Raw genomic sequence first — 16,777 nt, 5'->3', positions numbered from 1 at the left:
CAAACGTCGGCTTTTCATTCTAGATTGTGTTTACAACTCGATATTCATTGTCGGCTGGCTGCTCCCTCCGGCCGCTGCATCGGCCAACCACGCTCAAGGCTGGTTCGCGCTTGAGACCTCCTACATCCTGGAGGCCGGGGCGTCCCGTCGACGTCACCAAGGCGCGAGGTTGACAGACGTGCGCCGACCGCTCCGCGTCGGGGCAGTGTTGGTCTGAGGATGTCACGGCGCCGGGTCTCGGCCGGTATCCCCGCGCCCTTTTCTGTCGGGTGAGATCAAGGAACAGGCGGACGGCTTCTTCTTCGCGATCGAACAGATGCACCTTTGCCTGACCCCTTGCGCCTATGCGGCCCCATGTCCGCGTGAGGCATGCCTCGCCAAACAGCGTCTCGGTGATGTCCATGACATAGTAGCGCGCCATATTCCTGGCCGGATCGGTGCGTTCGATATAGAGCTGATAGGGCTGAGTGAGCATACCAGCAAGAATCTGTGATTTTGGCGACGCGGTCCAATGACAGATTTGAATCGGTCACCCGCTTTCGATTCACGGCGGTGATACGTGGGCCATGACCATGGTAATGATCGCTGTCTTGAATTGTCGGGGCGGGCCGTCCTTCAGACGGACGGCTCTACGCGCTTCGCTTACCAAACCCGCTGCGCGGTTTTGTCCTGCCGGTAACGATCCTCCCGCAGCAAGAAGCGATGGCGGCGCCCGACCGACAAGTGCGGAGACGGGCCGCCAGACCGGTGCGATAAACCGCAACCCGCGAGCAATGACTGCTTCGCTGAAACTACGAAATGTCAGGAATGCGATCCGCGATCTTTTCGAGATAGTCGTCGATTGCCTCCTCGATATAGCTGTTGAACTTGCGGCGCTCTATCGCGGCAAGGATCTTCAGCGTCTTGTGGACCTCCGCGCGGATATGGATGCCGGTCGTAAGTTTCTCGCTGTCGCGAAAGCGTTTCCCGGCGATCGGATCGCGGCTTTCGCCCTTGGCGACCAGGTCGCGAAACTGGGTCCGGGCGGCGCCTGACTTTGACGAGGAGGCGCTGTCGCCTTCGGGCTTTTCAAGCGCCGGCGTCGGAGCCGGTCTTTCCCGCACGGACGGACGTTTACCACCGGTCGATATCAACCCAAGGACAAGGTTCTTGTTTTCGGTCCCGTCGCTCATAGCCCGATCTCCCTTGCGGACGACCTGTAGAGAGCAAGGAGCTCACCCAGCAGTGCCTCCATCTCCGCGATGGCTTTCGGGTCGGATTTGGAGATGGTCTGGAGTGTTCCGGCCGCGCCGATCGATTGATAGGACGCCCGGCGCGCGATGGGTTGCGAGGCAAGGGCGACGCCACTTTCCCGCAGGATTTCACGCAGTGGTGCATGGGCCTTGGCGCGACCGCTGACGAGATCATGCTGATTGATGACGATCATTGTCGGCAGCTTGCGCTTTTGGTCGTCCTCGACCACCGGAATATGGTTGAGTGCGAGCTGCATGCCTGCGACCACATCGTCCTGGGTCGTCTGAAGCGGGATCAGAACGATATCCGCGCAATAAAGGCCAGCGAACAGGTTCTCGTTCGTCGTGCCCTCAATGTCGACGAAGACGACCTTGCCCTCATTTTGGCGCTCAAGGGCAAGCTTGTAGATGCGGTTAGGGTCGAGGCAGCTTTCCGCCTCCAGCCGTTCCGGCCAGACATTCATTTGTTTCGACATCGTCACCCAACGCATCGTGTTGGCACGGCTATCGGCGTCAATCAGGAATACGTCATTGCCCGCATGGGCGGCCGTTCCGGAAAGCGCGCGAACGAGGGTTGTCTTTCCTGTCCCGCCTTTCGGGTTGGCGATGGTAACGATCATGGCAATGGCTCCCGAGAAAAAAACTATAATTAATCTCTTCTCTTCCCGTTCGCAACGTAGGTGTCGATGATTGTTCGTTCCCTGTTGGTGATTGATGGTGGATAATTGCCCGATGACAACGAGCAATGAGCAATCGCCCATTGCTCATTGGCAATTAACAGCGGCAGCGTTGTTTGCTGCCGGTTTATAACGGCTCAACTAACAATTAATCGCGATTCAGCGAGCAGTCCCAGCGTGAGCAACGATCAATTGATGACGATTGAATTTGGTGAGTGGACACTCGTTTACGCCGGCAGGCGCGAGATCGCATCTTCGTGTGAAATTGGACAAAATATAGTTTATTTCTTGTGGCAGGATAGTCAAGTTTGTGGTACAAACTCGACGTCGCCCCGCCTCCGGCAGGGCTCAGGTTCGCGCCCATAGGCGCTCTGGGGAGCCTCCGGCACCCTTGCAGAAGGAACAGAGGATGCGCAGCGAGGTGGTCAGGGTCCGTTTGCAGCCGGAGGAACGGCAAGCTCTCGCCGCGCTCTGCGGTCAGGACCGTACCGCCAGCGACGTGATCCGTCTTCTTTTTCGGGACAAGGCGGGTCTTCCACTGCCGGTCGGGCCGGTAGCGGCCGACGCTTTGCGCGGCACGAACGAAGAGTTGCGCCGGATCGGCATCAATCTCAACCAGGCCGTCCGAGCGATGAACGAAGGCCGGGTCGGGTATGAGCCGCATCTCGACGCCGCTTTGCGGCACCTTCTCAGGGGCGTGTTTCAGCTGAGGACGGACGTCGATCTGATGCTGCGCATCAGCCGCAAGGAGCGAAGGAGGCCTCCGCGTGGCACATGATTGGACCGGTCTCCTGGGCGAGGTTGAGGCTTATGCAGCCCCCCGGGGCACTTCGGTGATCGACGAAGATGACCAGATGCGTCGGAGGAGAGCCGGCGGGGCCGCAGTCGCTGGTCGGGAGCAAAGCGTACGATTTCTTCCATCAGGGATCGCCGGCAAGGACGGACGTTCGATCCCGTCCCTGAGCGAAGCAACCATCGCGTCTGTCCTGCGGCCAGCACAAACCTCCCACGGTGAGGTTATCGCCCTGGTCACTGCTTTGAGCGCCCGGGGGAAAGCGGAGCAGGACGACGAGCTGCGCAGGTCTTCGGGTGGCGGCGGGGGAGGAGGGGTGGCCTCTGCAGGTTATTTGGCCGATGCACGAGCCCCGTCTGCAAGGAGGAACGCGTCCCTAGAAACTGTCAGCTGTGCGGCCGTCGCTGCCGGCGCTCAGCCAGTTGTCATCAAGGTGACATCGACCGTCTCCAGCCGGGCCTCGGCCGCAGGTCTGATCGCCTATCTCGGCACGCGCGACGTCGAGACGGAGAACGGCGGGAAGGAAAAGGTGAACATTCCGATCGCCGACCAAAATGGCATCACTATCACCACCCGAGAGGGTCGCGCCGCGGTCTTGTCGGAATGGGTTTCGGAATTTCGCGAAGCCTATACGGTCAATTCCGTAGCAACCTTGTCGATCATATTTGCGGACGATATCGATGACACCGTGCTCCATGACGCGCTGAACGCCGCCATGGGGTCGAGGCCCTTCCTTTATTCCCGGCATCCCGACGGCCATGTATCAGTCTACGCTGTTACCGATTTGCCGGCGAGGAAACTGGCCGGCGCGCTCAGGGCTCGCGGAACAGGCGAAGGCTCGACACGCGCCGCCGAAAATGCGGAGGCTGATTTCGCACGTCGGCTGGCGGATGCCGGCATTTCGGCTTCGGTCCGGATTCTCGGGGCCAGTGTTTCGGAGAAGTCCTCCCGATACTTCATGGAAAAATTTCTTCGAACGGAAAAGGGGGCCAGGACGAGCGCCGGAGAAACAGTGAAGCGCGGTCCGTCCATCAAAGAACAGGCTGACACCCTGTGGCGGGAATGGTCAGGCCACATCAGATCCGTCGAGCCGCGCAATGCTTTCCATGTGATTTTCTCCGCACGGGCAGGGACCGATGCGGAGGCGATGAAGCGTGCAGTCCGCGATTTTCTGGGCGAACAGGTCGCAGGCCATCGCTGGATCACCGCACACCATCCCGAAACCGGCCATGTCCATGTGCACGCCATGATCTCCGCGCGGGATGATGTTGGCAAGGCGCTGCGGTTCACCAAGCCGGAACTCTATGAGTGGCGGGAAAAGTTCGCGGCGAAGGCGCGCGAGCATGGTATCGCCATGGTCGCCACCCGACGGGCCGATGTCGCAGCGACGCGGCCGTATAGCCAGGCCCAGGTTGGCGCCTATGAGCGCGGCAGAAGCGATCCTCGCTATCTCAAGACCCTAACCGTCAGTAACCGTGTCGAGCGCAAGCGCGCCGGTGTCGTGGACGGCCCGTCGCTTACCAATGGCAATCTGGCGCTCGCTTCGAAATGGCAGGCGGCTGCGGCCGTTCTGAGGCGGGTTGGCGCAAGGACTTTGGTCATCAAGGCGGCGGACCGGTTTGCAGCTGCCGCGAACGTCCCCACCGTCTCAATGCTGCCCGCTCCTGGCTTTGTGCTTCTCCAGGTGGAGGTCGAGAGCGGCCTGGACGGCGCGACAATGGTTGCCGCAGTTCGAAATGCCACCGGTGCCAGCGATCAATTCGTCTCTGTCGCTGGTAAGACAGTCAACGTTCTCACTCCCACAACGGCAAGCGTCAGCAAGATCGAGCGCGAAATCGCTCGGGAGGCCGACGCCGTTGAGCTTGGCGGTGAAACGCAGGCTCTAACTCAAGCCTTGCAGGCGCGACTTATTGCGCAAGGGCTGCGCGCTGCCGTGACCGTCAATGCTGCGGGTTCTTCAAAGGACGGCGCTCCATCACCATGGCTGCAGAGGCGGTTCGAAGCGTTGTCGCAGGACGCGATCGCGCCGTCGCCAACCACAGAATTCAGAACTCTTGTTTCGGATATCAAACAACAGAAGGAAGAAGCCATGCCCCTATCGCTGGAACAGTTCGACGAGCGCGTAGCCCGTGCCAATAAGTCGATGGATCGCCTGGAGACCATGGTCGACAGCAGTGGTGAACGTCAGGCGGTCGAAGAGATGCGACGGGAAATTTCCGCACTATTCGCCGAACAGCGGCGGGATATCGAGTTGCAGCAAATCCCGTCCGCAGTGAAGTCTGGGGAGGCAGGTGGCACAAGCCCCGCCACACGGGCTGACGAGGCGCGTAGTCCAGAACGCGCTACGCCGCCCGCTGCCGATCCAGCGATCGTCGCACAGCAGCAGGCGATCGCCGCTGGCAGAACCGCGCGCGCGGTACGTGAACAGGCGGGGAACGCGAAGCAAGCGAATGAGGATCGGCGCCAGCAGGCCCTGCGCCAAGCCGAACAGGAGCGCCAGCGGGACAACGGCCGCGATGGTGCTGAGCGCTGAGAAGCTTTCGCATTTCATTGGATCTAAAGCGGTCGTCAAGCGAAGAGAATCAGCAGGAGGTCCTGTATAGTTACGAGCTCGAGGCGTTGCTGCCGGAGGTGCGAAGCTTTTGCCGATGTGCGATTAGCTAGCTCTTGGACGGCAGGGTGCGGGCCGTCATTTTTTGATACGCGTCTGCTCTTTAATGTCCTTTTCGCCGCTGCTCCAGTGGCGCACACCGCCTCTGTTGCAAGTGTGCCCATTATGAAGGTTTGATAGGCGCATCAGGGCGCCATTGCAATCTGCGGTAAGTGCCCGTTGCAGGCTGGTTGATTAGGTCATGCCTCGTTGAAGAAGGGAACCGGGATGTCCGCTCAGGCGGACAAGGGCTTCGTTCAGCTCTGAAACGCTGTCCCGGCCCTGCCCACGCTCGCGCAGAAGTGCGCATATCTGATCAGCTGGCAAAGCTTTCCAGTACAAATAGCCCTGTCCGAGAACGCAGCCTCGCTCCAGGAGAAGCTCGGCCTGTTCTAGGGTCTCAATACCTTCCACGACGACCTTAATGCCGAGACGTTTGGCAATATGCAGGATGCCTTCCACAACACCCGTACCTGGGTCGTCAGGACTCAAAAGAGCGGTAAACGACTTGTCTATCTTGATAATATCGACGGGCACGGTGATCAGGTGGGTGAGTGAGGCAAAACCTGTTCCGAAGTCATCGAGTGCGATGCGCAAGCCTGCGGCGCGCAACGACGCAATCTTTTTCGCGACACGGCGATCACGATCACCGAGATAAACGGACTCGGTTACTTCAAGAATGGCATGGTGCAGCGGCACCCCCTCCCGCTTGAATGCGATCTCGAGACTCTCGGGCAAGTCCGTGCAAGAAAAATCCGCGGCAGACAGGTTGATGCCTACATGCTGAAACGGTATGCCGAGCCTGAGCCACGCGCCAACATCGCGAGCGATGCATTCGATCATCCGTCGGGTCAGCGCTGCCGCAACCTGAGCGTCCTTGGTCGCTTCGAAAAATTCGCTGGCCGGGACGATGGCTCCATCGACCGTGCGCATGCGCGCCAGTGCCTCCACGCCGACGATCTCTCCGGTGTCGATGCGGACGATCGGCTGGTACCAGGCCTCTATCCTGTCTTCTTTCAGGGCGGTGGCCACCTTGTGGATCGCTTCTGAACGTCTGGAAATCGCCGTAGTCAGCGCGGCGTCATAGATGAGCACGCCTCCGCGGTTCTCTTCCTTGGCATGGTATAGCGCGATATCGGCGTTTTGCCGCACTTCGGCAACGCTTAGGCCGGTTGCCGCATGTGCAATGCCAATCGTGATGGTCGGAAATGCGGTGTGCTCACCGCAGGATGCCGGTATACTCACGTTCTGGCCGATAAGTTCGGCCAATTCGGCCGGGTCAATGGCTGTCGCGTCATCGAGGATGACCGCGAACTCGTCGCCACCAATACGATAGGCTCGGGAAACGCCGGCGGCGCCGGCGATCCTTGCCGCTACGACGGCGATCAGGTCGTCGCCGGCGGCATGACCGAAGGTGTCGTTGACATTTTTGAGGTTGTCGATGTCGATCAGCAAAAGTGACCAGCCTGATACTGGAGCCGTTTCGAGATCCTTATTAAATTTGGCGCGATTGGTCAGCCCGGTCAGTGCATCGGTGTAGGCGAGACGTTCCCGCTCCAGTACCCGCCCGTAACGTTCGAAAGCTATCATGCAGAGCGGAAGGCATCCTTCCACGACGCTTTGCTCAAATGCCGTCGGTCCACGGGGCTCTTCGAAATAAAGCGCAAATGTCGCTAAAACTTGACCCCTGCTGCCGAAAATAGGACTGGAAAAACAGGCCTTCAATCCCGCAGCCTGAGCCAGATGTTTGGAAGCCGACCACCGAGGATCGCTTTCGATATCGTCCACCACGACAACGCGTCGTAGATATGCGGCTGTCCCACATGATCCCGCGGCCGGGCCGATTGCAATGCCATCTAGGGCGGCGGAATAGTCTCGCGGTAAACTCGGAGCCACCAAAGGGTGTAGCAGGCCGTTTGTATCGAGGGTCAAGATTGACGCGCGTGTTCCTGGCAGTAGTATTTCCAGCTCGCAGCATAGCTTGGAAAGCGTCGCATCGAGATCGTCGCCTTGGGCGACCATCTTCAAAATACTGTTTTGTACTTCAATCAGCATGGCCGCTCCTTCTTCCAAGAGCTGTAGCACCGCGTGATGCCTGTGGCGTTAACCGGACCGAGAATTTGGGCACATGCTGAATCGATAGTTACACGGTAGACCTCCGGACAATCTCATTCCGGATTTGACATCTACTGTGGATACGTCGAAGCAATTGTTTTCGTTCGTGTTTCCAATGCTTCCACTTAGCCAGGATTTTGGCTAGAACTCAATCATGGACAGTAAACCGAACAGCTTTGATTTCCTCGCACACGATGGCGAACTCGCGGGTCTCATTTCCGAGTTCGACTGGTCAGCGACGACGCTCGGCTGCCCGGGCAACTGGCCGCAAAGCATGCGCACAACCGTAACCCTCATCCTGCAGTCACCCGTTCCGATCGTCACCCACTGGGGAGACGACGGCATCATGATCTATAACGATGCTTATTCCCTTTTTGCTGGTGATCGCCATCCCAAACTCCTTGGGTCGAAGGTGCGCGAAGGATGGGCCGAAATTGCCGACTTCAACGACAACGTCATGCGTGTCGGGCTTTCAGGACAAACCCTACGCTATACAGATCAGGAGTTGACGCTGAACCGCACGGGCACACTAGAGCCCGTCTGGATGAACCTCGATTGTTCCCCGATCATCGATGAATCCGGTGACCCGTGCGGCGTCATGGCGATCGTTATCGAGACGACGGAAAAAGTTCGTGCGGAAAAGGCATTGAAGGCCAGCGAAGAGCAGAGCCGTCAGATCATCGACGGCGCCGTGGATTACGCCATTATCGCTCTTGATCTCGATGGCAGGATCGTCCGTTGGAACGAGGAAGCCAGCCGGATCTTCGGGTGGACCGAGACCGAGGCGCTGGGGCTCGACTGGGACATCCTATTTACCGAAGACGACAAAGTTACGGGGCAATCACGGATTGCCATGGACGCTGCACTCTCTCAGGGAACGGCCCACCATGACCGATGGCACATGCGCAAATCCGGCGAGGTGTTCTGGGCCAGTGGCGAAATCAGCCCGCTCCGCGATAGTGACGGAAAACCTGTCGGCTTCATCAAGGTGCTGCGCGACCAGACTGCCGATCACCTGGCCGTCGAGGCACTGAGAACCGTAGAAGCGCGGCTCCGACGCGCCCAGGAGGCTGGCGGCGTTGGCGTCTTCTCTGTCGACCTCAGAACCGAAATCCTCAGTCCCACGCCGGAGTTTTGTAAACTCTACGGTATCGACGAGACGGCGGCTTTGCCTATCTCGATCATTCAGGCACTTGTGGTCGATGAGGACCAGGAAATCGCCTCAAACCCGCAAACCCGTCAAACGGGAACATCGCCGCTCAACGTCGAATATCGCATCCGCCGGGCGGACACTGGCGAGAAGCGTATCATTGCACGCCGCGGCGAGTTCGAGTTCGATGGGAACAGTCGACCGATCAGGTTCGTTGGTGTCGTTCAGGACGTCACCGAGCGGCGCAAAGCGCAGCGCGAAGTGCGCGATAGCGAAGCCCGCTTTCGAGCGCTTGCGCAAGCGATCCCGAACCATGTGTGGACGGCAGCGCCCGATGGTCGGCTCGACTGGTTTAACGACCGCGTTTATGAATATGCGGGCCGGAACCGGGGCGAGCTTGATGGAGACGGCTGGGTAACGCTGGTTCACCCCGACGACGTCGCTTCCACGGGCGAACGGTGGAAGAAGGCGCTTGAGGCGGGCGAGACGTATCACGCAGAGTTTCGCCTGCGAGACCGGTCAGGGACCTTCCGCTGGCATATCGTACGAGCGGTCTCGATCACAGATGAAGGTGGACGGATCCTGCGATGGATTGGCACCAATACAGAAGTCGAGGAACTGAGAGCCACCCGCGAGAAGCTCGAGGACCTCAATCGAACGCTTGAACAACGGGTCACCGAGCGCACGGCCGACCGCGACCGGATGTGGCGGCTGTCGACCGACGTCATGCTGGTCGCATCTCTGGACGCAAAGATTGCAGCGATCAATCCTGCGTGGACAACAATGCTGGGCTGGAGGGAAGACGATCTGACCGGTCGCTCCTTCATGGATCTGATCCATCCAGAGGATGTTCAGGCGACCCTCGATGAGGTCGGAAAGCTCGGCCAGGGCGTCACGACCTTTCTCTTCGAGAACCGATACGCGCACAAGGATGGTAGCTATCGGACGATCTCATGGACAGCAGTTCCTGACGACGGGTTCATCCATGCGGTCGGCCGCGACGTGACCGAAGAGCGTCAAGCCGCCGAGACGCTACGCCAGACGGAGCTTGCTTTGCTCCAGGCGCAGAAGATGGAAGCGATCGGCAATCTGACCGGCGGCGTGGCCCACGACTTCAACAATCTTCTGCAGGTCGTCGCCGGGAACCTGCAGCTCTTGTCGAAGGACGTGACGGGCAACGAAAAGGCGGAACGGCGGATCACCAACGCTCTTGCCGGGGTTAATCGTGGTGCCAAGCTTGCAGCCCAACTTCTGGCGTTCGGGCGTCGCCAGGCGCTGGAGCCGCGGGTCATCAATGTCGGCCGACTGGTTCGAGGCATGGACGAGATGTTGAGACGCACGATCGGCGAGGGTGTCGAAATCGAGACTGTCATATCCGGTGGGTTGTGGAACGCGCTCATCGATCCGATGCAGATCGAAAATGCGATCCTCAATCTGGCGATCAACGCACGCGATGCGATGGAGGGGTTTGGCAAGCTGACCATCGAGGCAGGCAACGCCTATATCGATGACGCCTATGCCCGGATGCATGACGATGTTACCCCTGGGCAATATGTCGTTCTCTCGGTGACCGATACCGGAAGCGGAATGCCCCCCGAGGTCATGGCAAAGGTGTTTGATCCCTTCTTTTCCACCAAGCCTGAAGGGAAGGGGACAGGTCTCGGGCTGTCGATGGTCTATGGTTTCGTCAAGCAGACCGGCGGTCACGTTAAGCTGTACAGCGAGGTCGGACACGGCACGACGGTCAAAATGTATCTGCCGCGTTCTATCCAGCAAGAGGATATCGAAGTCGAGCGGAGCGATCTGCCGATCGAAGGCGGCCAGGAGACCATCCTTGTTGCCGAGGACGACGAAGGTGTTCGGGCAACCGTCATCGAAATGCTGCAGGATCTCGGCTATCGCGTCCTGAAGGCTCCAGACGCCGCGAGTGCGTTGACGATCCTCGAGAGCGGCGTCGCGATCGATCTCCTATTCACCGACGTGGTTATGCCTGGAACGCTGAAAAGTACCGAGCTTGCGAAAAAGGCCAAGGAGCGTGCGCCTCACATCGCCGTCCTTTTTACATCTGGATACACCGAAAACTCGATCGTTCATGGCGGCAGGCTCGATCCGGGCGTCCAGCTTCTTTCCAAACCTTACAGCCGCGAGCAGCTGGCGCTGAAAGTTCGCCATGTCCTGAACAATAGCCGTCAGAACGAGCTGGCTGCGGAGCGCCTCAACCCATCCGTACCGTCGCCGGCGCCAGCCACGCTGTTGACTGAAACACGAAAGCTCTCGGTTTTGGTCGTTGAGGACGAACCGCTGATCCGGATGGCGACGGTCGACATGCTGGAGGAGCTCGGACACGCCGTATGCGAGGCGGGCGCCGGCCAGCAGGCGCTGGATATGCTCGACAAGAGCCAGCCGGACATCGTGCTGACCGATCTCGGGCTCCCCGGTATGGATGGCGAAACCTTCTGCCACGAGATCAGACGCCGGTGGCCGAAAGTCGCCATTATCTTTGCCACCGGGAAGGATCAGGGGCCAGCGCTCGGAGATCGTTCACGAACTGCGCTGTTGCGCAAACCGTTTGGCGTGGATGAGTTAAAAACCGCTTTGGCGGCGGCGGTAGAAGCATGACCTCCTGCCTATGCGCAAGCGGAACGGTCCAGGGTACCGCTACACCGAAACCTCCATTGTTCATGGCGGCAAACTCGACGCTCGCGTCGATCTCCTGTCCAAACCATAGACGCGGGAGCCGCTTGCTCGCAAGCTTCGGCATGTCCTCAATAACCAGAAACAGTGCAACGCGTCGGCGCTGCCGCCGACCACCGCCATTTCTCAGCCGACCCAACGTTCAACGTCAGATTCGAAGATCCTGCTCATCGAGGACGACGTACTTATCCGGATGGCGATATGCGACATGTTGATCGAAACTCCGTCATTTCCAATTGTCCGAGTCTCGAAAAGCAGGCAGTCTAAAGTGGAACGGCTGAGCGCAGCGCAAGTCTGTTTCACATTGGTAGGAGCAATGCCGCGGCTCCATTCAGATCGGAGACTTCCGCGTAGGGCAGCCAGTCCGGGTTGCCGCGTTGCCCTCGCCGGTTCACCCAAATGCCTCGCACTCCGAGTTCGTGACAAGCTTTCATATCAGTGAACATGCCCATTGCGACGTGAACTGTTTCGTCCTTTGTCACTCCCATTGTTCGGTAGGCATGCTCGAAGAGTTTCGGGGAGGGCTTGTATGCCTGCGCCCACTCGGCGGTGATAACGTAGTCTATAGGGACGCCGAGCCGCGTCAGGTTATGGACAATGATGTCTTCATCCGAATTCGTGAAGATAGCGAGCTTATAGCGCTGGCGCAGCCGTCGCAGGACATCCGGGACCTCGGGATGTGGGCCCATGGTTGGAACCGCGGATGCAAGCCTCTCCACGACATCTTCGCCGTGACCGAGCCGGTGCTCCGTTAGAGCTGCACGGAAGCCGGTGCGCAGGATGTCCTTGTAGAGCCGGTGCGGGCGCTCAGCCGCAAGGCGGCGAGAGTGCTCCGAGAACGTGTCTAGCACTGCGGAAGCGTCCGCCACATCCCGGCCTTGCGCGACGAGAACAACCCCTATCTCCCGCAGCAGCACTTCATACCACTGGACAAGTGTACCATAGCAGTCGAAAGTGATGACCTTCGGGGCGGGATCGAACTTAAACATTGTGGCGTCGGAATTGGGCATTGAATAGCTCCCATCTTGCATCGTGCTCGAGCATCCTAGTTTCGCGGACAGACGCATTTCATGGCTGATTATTAGCCAGTCTATGTATTTGTGATCGGATTTCTATCAGAGCCTGCAGGTTTATTGCCGTCCGATCTGGCCAAGATGCGTGAACGAGAAGCTTTCCGGCAATTTCAGACCGTAGCGGAGCATACGATCAAAGCCGGCATGTGCCAACCACAGCGCCCCTATTGCCGTGATAAGTGGTAGAGAGGCTGTAAGCCCGATCGCGAGGAGCGCCGCACCAAGTGCGTAAATGTGCATCACATTATAGCAGAACGCTCCCACTCTTGGTCCCAGAGGGTAGCTAAGGAAGCTCACGTCAGGTGCGAAGAAAAGGGCAAGAGCCCCCCACCACGTGATAGTTTCGTTGCAATGCCAAAAGATAGCAAGGCCAGCCAGGAAAATAATCAGGCCTTCGGCGCGTTGCCACAGGACGGCTTGGGCCACGGTTTTCTCCTTTGCATTCTCAAAACCAGACACTGCCCCTTTGGCCAGTGTTATTGCCCATACCTTTAAATAGGAAATACGCCTCTGTCATCAGTGGTTTGCATCGCTTTCAGTCAGTCGCTCTGTTCACGCGTCGAAGCATTGCTGCAGACCTGATGGCTGCGATGGTCTTTTTCCTGCTTGACTGTTACGCGAGGCCGGCTGTGCCATCTACTCATGCCTGTTGGCCCCTAAAAGGTACGTCAGGACTCCTTGCGTCGCTGGAGAGAGGCGGATGCCGCGGAGATGACAGATGCTCCAGCCGGGGGAAGTTGGCAGGTACGATGTCAGTATCGGCATCACTGCGCCCTTCGCTAGCGCCGATCGCGCGTGAGGCTCGGGCACGAACGCGGTCCCCACCGAGTCGGCCGCCGCTGCGACCGCCACGTCACAATGCGACACAGTCAGCGTACCGGCGACATCAACCGTCACTTCGCAATCGTCAGTCTGGAACCACCATCCATATGGGACGTCCGTGCCGGGACGTTGCCACTGAATGCGTCGGTGGCCAGTCATATCCGCCGGCGTTTCAGGCGTCCCATGCTCGGCAAGGTAAGTGGGCGAGGCAATGGCAACATGATGCACCGGATCGCCGGTCGCGACCGCCGAGACAGATGCGTCTGTCATCTCCAATACGCGAATGTCAAAGTCGAAAACGTGTCGCACAACATTGATGAGCGCGTCATCGACGACAATGTCCATGTGGATGGGATGTCAGGATAACGCCGCCTCAGATCGCCGAGGCGACCTTCCAATATCCTTGCATAAGCGGCCCGTGGCATGTGGATCCGGACAAGTCCAGCGGGCGGTGCGCTTGTATCTTTCCTTCAGCGAGTGGTGACGCAATCTCGGCGACTGCTGGTTTGAAGCGATACAGCCGGACGCCGGGGCTGGTCACCGACACGCTTCGCGTCGTCCGGGCCAGCAAGTCAATGCCGAGCCGCTGTTCAAGCTTCTTGATCGTCTGGCTGTGCAACGACGGCGCAATGCGCAGGTGCTTGGCGGCACACAAAGCTGCCGTGGTCGACAACAGCAACGAAAGCTGTCAGTTCGGCATATTCAAATTCGCACATTTGATCGATTCTACGAAGAGTGTGTTTGATTATTGGCGATTGTGCGTATCACGAGCAATGCTATCAAGGCCTATGACCATAACATTCTCGATATTACTCATCGCTGCGGCTACAGAGCGTCAGCGCCGGGGATCTCTCGGGGCGGACAGAGCAACAAGCGGCGTCGCATGAAGGGACCGCTGCTGCGCGCGACCAGTTCACCGTCGACGCCGCAAACTCGACCAAACGTACCGAAGAAACTCAGAGCGCCGTGCAGGCCGATGACGGCGCTGCGCACTCCCGGCAGAGTAGTCGCCAGCGCAGTCGATGCCATGCAAAGGATCAAACAGTTTCTGAACCAGATTTTCAATATCACCGGCGTTATCGATGAATTGCTTCCGGGCCAACCTTCTGACATTGCATGCAGGCGTCGCGGCGGCCAGAGCAGGCGATGCTGGCAAGGGTTTTGCCATCGTCACCCAGGAGGTGCGTAAGCTTGCGTAGTGATTGGCTGAGCGGCGAAGGAAGATTGAGATCTGATCCGCAACTCCTCGATCGAAGTTCAAGATTTGCCTTACACGCAAAGAGCTCTATCAGAGGCAACTTGAGACAGCACCGAAAATTCAAGTTGACGGGGCCAGCGAGCGGGGAATGGGCCTGCCATCACGCCGACGCCACGCCCTTTGACGTGCAACAATCAAGCGGCCGCTCGTCGGCCTTCCGCGGTAACTCCGTCCATGGCCACACGATTACGCCCGCTCGTCTTCGCTACGTAAAGAGCAGTGTCGGCGAGTTGGATAACGTCCTCCAAATCGCGTGCTGAACTGCTCCCCAAAGCGCAGCCAACGCTGGTGGAAAAGCTGATCCGGTGCTCTCCCGCAGTAACAATAGTGCTCGCGATCTTCTCACGCAGTCGGTTGGCCATCAACAGAGCGGCGGCTTCGTCCGTTTCTCTCAACAGCACAACAAACTCCTCGCCGCCAAACCGGGCAACCTTGTCGGTCGCGCGGATACCAGAGCTGATGATCTTGCCCATCTCGCGAATGACCTCGTCACCTGCGGCATGGCCGAATGTATCGTTGATCCGCTTGAAGTGGTCGATGTCGAACATCAAGATGCTGAATGCCCGGCCATATCGTCTGTAGTAGTTCCAGGCGTCCTCGGCAAAGGGAAGAAAAGCACGTCGGTTCAGAAGCCCGGTCAGACTGTCGGTGTCTGCGAGTTTTTGAAGTGCATGGAGGTCCGCGCCATAACGCAGCATTTTCTGCTCGACGTCCCTCTTTTGGTCCTCTACCTCACGCTGCAGCGTGTCGATCGTAGAATTCGCATTTTGCTCGCTTGCTTCGGCCGAGCCGACCCGGCGCAACAGCGAGCGGACCGCAGCTGACAGCCGTAATATATCGAGCGAACCATGCTGACGTTCAACACTGGTGACGTTTGCCTGACGACCGATCAGATCGAGGCTAATGGCAAGTGCTTTCAGGGGGTTGGTCACGGAGCCGGCAAGAAACCAGGCAACGGCAGATGCAAAAACGGCGACGATTCCGCCAATCAGCAATATTTGCAGGACCAATTGATGTGCGGGCGCGTAGATCATCGCGACCGGCATACGTGCGACAACTGCCCAGCCAAGGCCCGGATAGCTTCCCTGGCCCCGTGTCGCGACCATCGCCGACAGCATCGGCGCGCTCGAAGTGTCATCGGTGAATAAAACACCATCGGATTTTGCAGCGTCCGTCAGGAGTACGACATCCAATTTGTGATCGGCAGGGCCAATCAGCAGACTGCCATCGCGGGCCGACACCCAGAGTTCGGCAGCATTTGCTGTATCCTGCGTGGTCAAGACGGTGCGTCGTACAGCGTCAGCCCATGTCCAGCTCATGTGGGCACCCAGTACGCCTGCCAGAACCTGATGTTCGTCGAACACCGGCATGGCGACATCGACAAAACGGAAAGGCGCCTCGTCTGGCGATGTTCGTAGCAGCTTTTCCAGAAGCTTTGCGTCGTGAACATCTTCGACTGTGGGCTGTTTCAGGCCATCGACAAACCAGGGGCGCTGAGCAACGGATACCCCCTCGAGCATCCCTTTCGTTGCCGCGTGCACCATGCCGTCCGGTGTGGCGAAACCCAGCCAAGCGTATTCCGGCAAGCTCGCTTGTAGCTTCTCAAGAATGGTCCGGGTCGCCGCGCCGTCTTTGCTCCAAACGTTCTGGAGTGGGCTCAGACTGGCAATGTTTTGGATCTCGCGGTATCGTTCGAACATATGCTGGTCGAGACGGTCAGCCATGGTTCGGGCAAGTGTCTTTAGCTGCTGGTTCGCATTCGCTTGTGCGCTATTCTTGGCAACAACTGCCGCTCCAACGGCAGCTATGCCAACAGCCGCGCTACAGGTGACAGCTGTCACGAGAGCAACTTGGAGACGGACCGTCATCCGGTTGCGAATATTTTGAAAAGACCAGCTGCTGAGCGGCACAAACACCTCCGTATTAATTCGAAGCCTTTTTACCGAACAATAGTTAGTTCCCAGCTAACTAATATCCGCAAGAAAGTGTTAATGTACGACCACAGCAGCAGATAGCAGTGCGATGGCAATGGATCCGGCCGTTCTGGCACAGTGCACGCAACTTGAGGGGACCGATCGATTTGGTGAGAGCGACAGCCTTTCCGTCGATGACAAGCGCGTTATCCTCGCCGCTTGGGCGTCAAACCCATACGCGGTCGATTAACGCCGGCGTTCCGTCGATTGCCGGGCACGCTAGAACCGCTCACGATCGATGAAGTGCACTCTCCTCTCCAATAGCTCGACAGACGCTACGGTATCCGGACTGCACGCTCAGGCGGCTCGCGGCATTGATGTGGCGGTCGCTGATCGCATG

At 58.6% G+C, this 16,777-nt stretch carries 12 protein-coding genes and 1 pseudogene; 4 read left to right on the top strand and 9 right to left on the bottom strand.

The annotated features are described in order from the left end of the window. Positions 1–19: 19 nt before the first annotated feature. From EPK99_RS25825 to EPK99_RS23175, 3 genes are all read right to left on the bottom strand, one after another. The gene (locus EPK99_RS25825) at positions 20–403 is read right to left on the bottom strand and encodes a WGR domain-containing protein (protein ID WP_245582554.1); all 384 of its coding nucleotides are present in this window, start codon (positions 401–403) and stop codon (positions 20–22) included. A gap of 388 nt (positions 404–791) precedes the next feature. Continuing rightward, positions 792–1,172 carry a hypothetical protein gene (locus EPK99_RS23180; protein ID WP_128445467.1) on the bottom strand — a complete coding sequence of 127 codons (381 nt, stop codon included), beginning with the start codon at positions 1,170–1,172 and terminating at the stop codon, positions 792–794. Further along, positions 1,169–1,852, bottom strand: a complete 684-nt coding sequence (locus EPK99_RS23175; protein WP_164901863.1) for a ParA family protein — start codon at positions 1,850–1,852, stop codon at positions 1,169–1,171. Before EPK99_RS23175 ends, EPK99_RS23180 begins: the two co-directional genes overlap by 4 nt. Positions 1,853–2,318: 466 nt before the next feature. On the opposite strand from EPK99_RS23175, the gene EPK99_RS23170 reads away from it, so the two are divergent. Further along, positions 2,319–2,687, top strand: a complete 369-nt coding sequence (locus tag EPK99_RS23170) for a MobC domain-containing protein (protein ID WP_128445465.1) — start codon at positions 2,319–2,321, stop codon at positions 2,685–2,687. Between the two features lie 448 nt (positions 2,688–3,135). Further along, positions 3,136–5,235: a relaxase/mobilization nuclease domain-containing protein gene (locus EPK99_RS23165; protein WP_164901862.1), complete on the top strand. Its 2,100-nt coding sequence runs from the start codon at positions 3,136–3,138 to the stop codon at positions 5,233–5,235. A 312-nt stretch (positions 5,236–5,547) separates the two neighbouring features. Here the strand turns inward: EPK99_RS23165 and EPK99_RS23160 are convergent, their stop codons facing one another. After that, positions 5,548–7,407 (bottom strand): sensor domain-containing phosphodiesterase, encoded by a 1,860-nt coding sequence (locus EPK99_RS23160; protein WP_245582545.1) that lies wholly within the window; start codon positions 7,405–7,407, stop codon positions 5,548–5,550. Positions 7,408–7,621: 214 nt separating this feature from the next. On the opposite strand from EPK99_RS23160, the gene EPK99_RS23155 reads away from it, so the two are divergent. Continuing rightward, complete coding sequence (locus EPK99_RS23155; RefSeq protein WP_128445463.1) at positions 7,622–11,236, top strand: hybrid sensor histidine kinase/response regulator; 3,615 nt, start codon at positions 7,622–7,624, stop codon at positions 11,234–11,236. A gap of 374 nt (positions 11,237–11,610) precedes the next feature. Here EPK99_RS23155 and EPK99_RS23150 read toward each other — a convergent pair whose 3' ends face one another. From EPK99_RS23150 to EPK99_RS23135, 4 genes are all read right to left on the bottom strand, one after another. Next, the gene (locus EPK99_RS23150) at positions 11,611–12,321 is read right to left on the bottom strand and encodes a haloacid dehalogenase type II (RefSeq protein ID WP_245582544.1); all 711 of its coding nucleotides are present in this window, start codon (positions 12,319–12,321) and stop codon (positions 11,611–11,613) included. A 120-nt stretch (positions 12,322–12,441) separates the two neighbouring features. Continuing rightward, entirely contained in the window at positions 12,442–12,810 is a 369-nt protein-coding gene (locus EPK99_RS23145; protein ID WP_128445461.1) for a DUF4260 domain-containing protein, read from the bottom strand. A gap of 210 nt (positions 12,811–13,020) precedes the next feature. Beyond that, positions 13,021–13,551, bottom strand: a complete 531-nt coding sequence (locus EPK99_RS23140) for a LysR substrate-binding domain-containing protein (RefSeq protein ID WP_128445460.1) — start codon at positions 13,549–13,551, stop codon at positions 13,021–13,023. Between the two features lie 28 nt (positions 13,552–13,579). Continuing rightward, positions 13,580–13,885 (bottom strand): LysR family transcriptional regulator, encoded by a 306-nt coding sequence (locus EPK99_RS23135; RefSeq protein WP_128445459.1) that lies wholly within the window; start codon positions 13,883–13,885, stop codon positions 13,580–13,582. A 161-nt stretch (positions 13,886–14,046) separates the two neighbouring features. Between EPK99_RS23135 and EPK99_RS25965 the strand changes: the two are divergent. Continuing rightward, positions 14,047–14,402, top strand: a pseudogene (locus EPK99_RS25965) (methyl-accepting chemotaxis protein); the annotation flags it as partial. 196 nt (positions 14,403–14,598) lie between these two features. Here EPK99_RS25965 and EPK99_RS23125 read toward each other — a convergent pair. Beyond that, positions 14,599–16,374, bottom strand: a complete 1,776-nt coding sequence (locus EPK99_RS23125) for a sensor domain-containing diguanylate cyclase (RefSeq protein WP_128445458.1) — start codon at positions 16,372–16,374, stop codon at positions 14,599–14,601. Between the last annotated feature and the right edge of the window lie 403 nt (positions 16,375–16,777).

This window comes from Neorhizobium lilium (assembly GCF_004053875.1).
In the GTDB taxonomy this organism is placed as follows: domain Bacteria; phylum Pseudomonadota; class Alphaproteobacteria; order Rhizobiales; family Rhizobiaceae; genus Neorhizobium; species Neorhizobium lilii.
The sequence above is the reverse complement of the archived record's forward strand: the minus strand, read 5'-3'. Positions and strand labels throughout refer to the sequence as shown.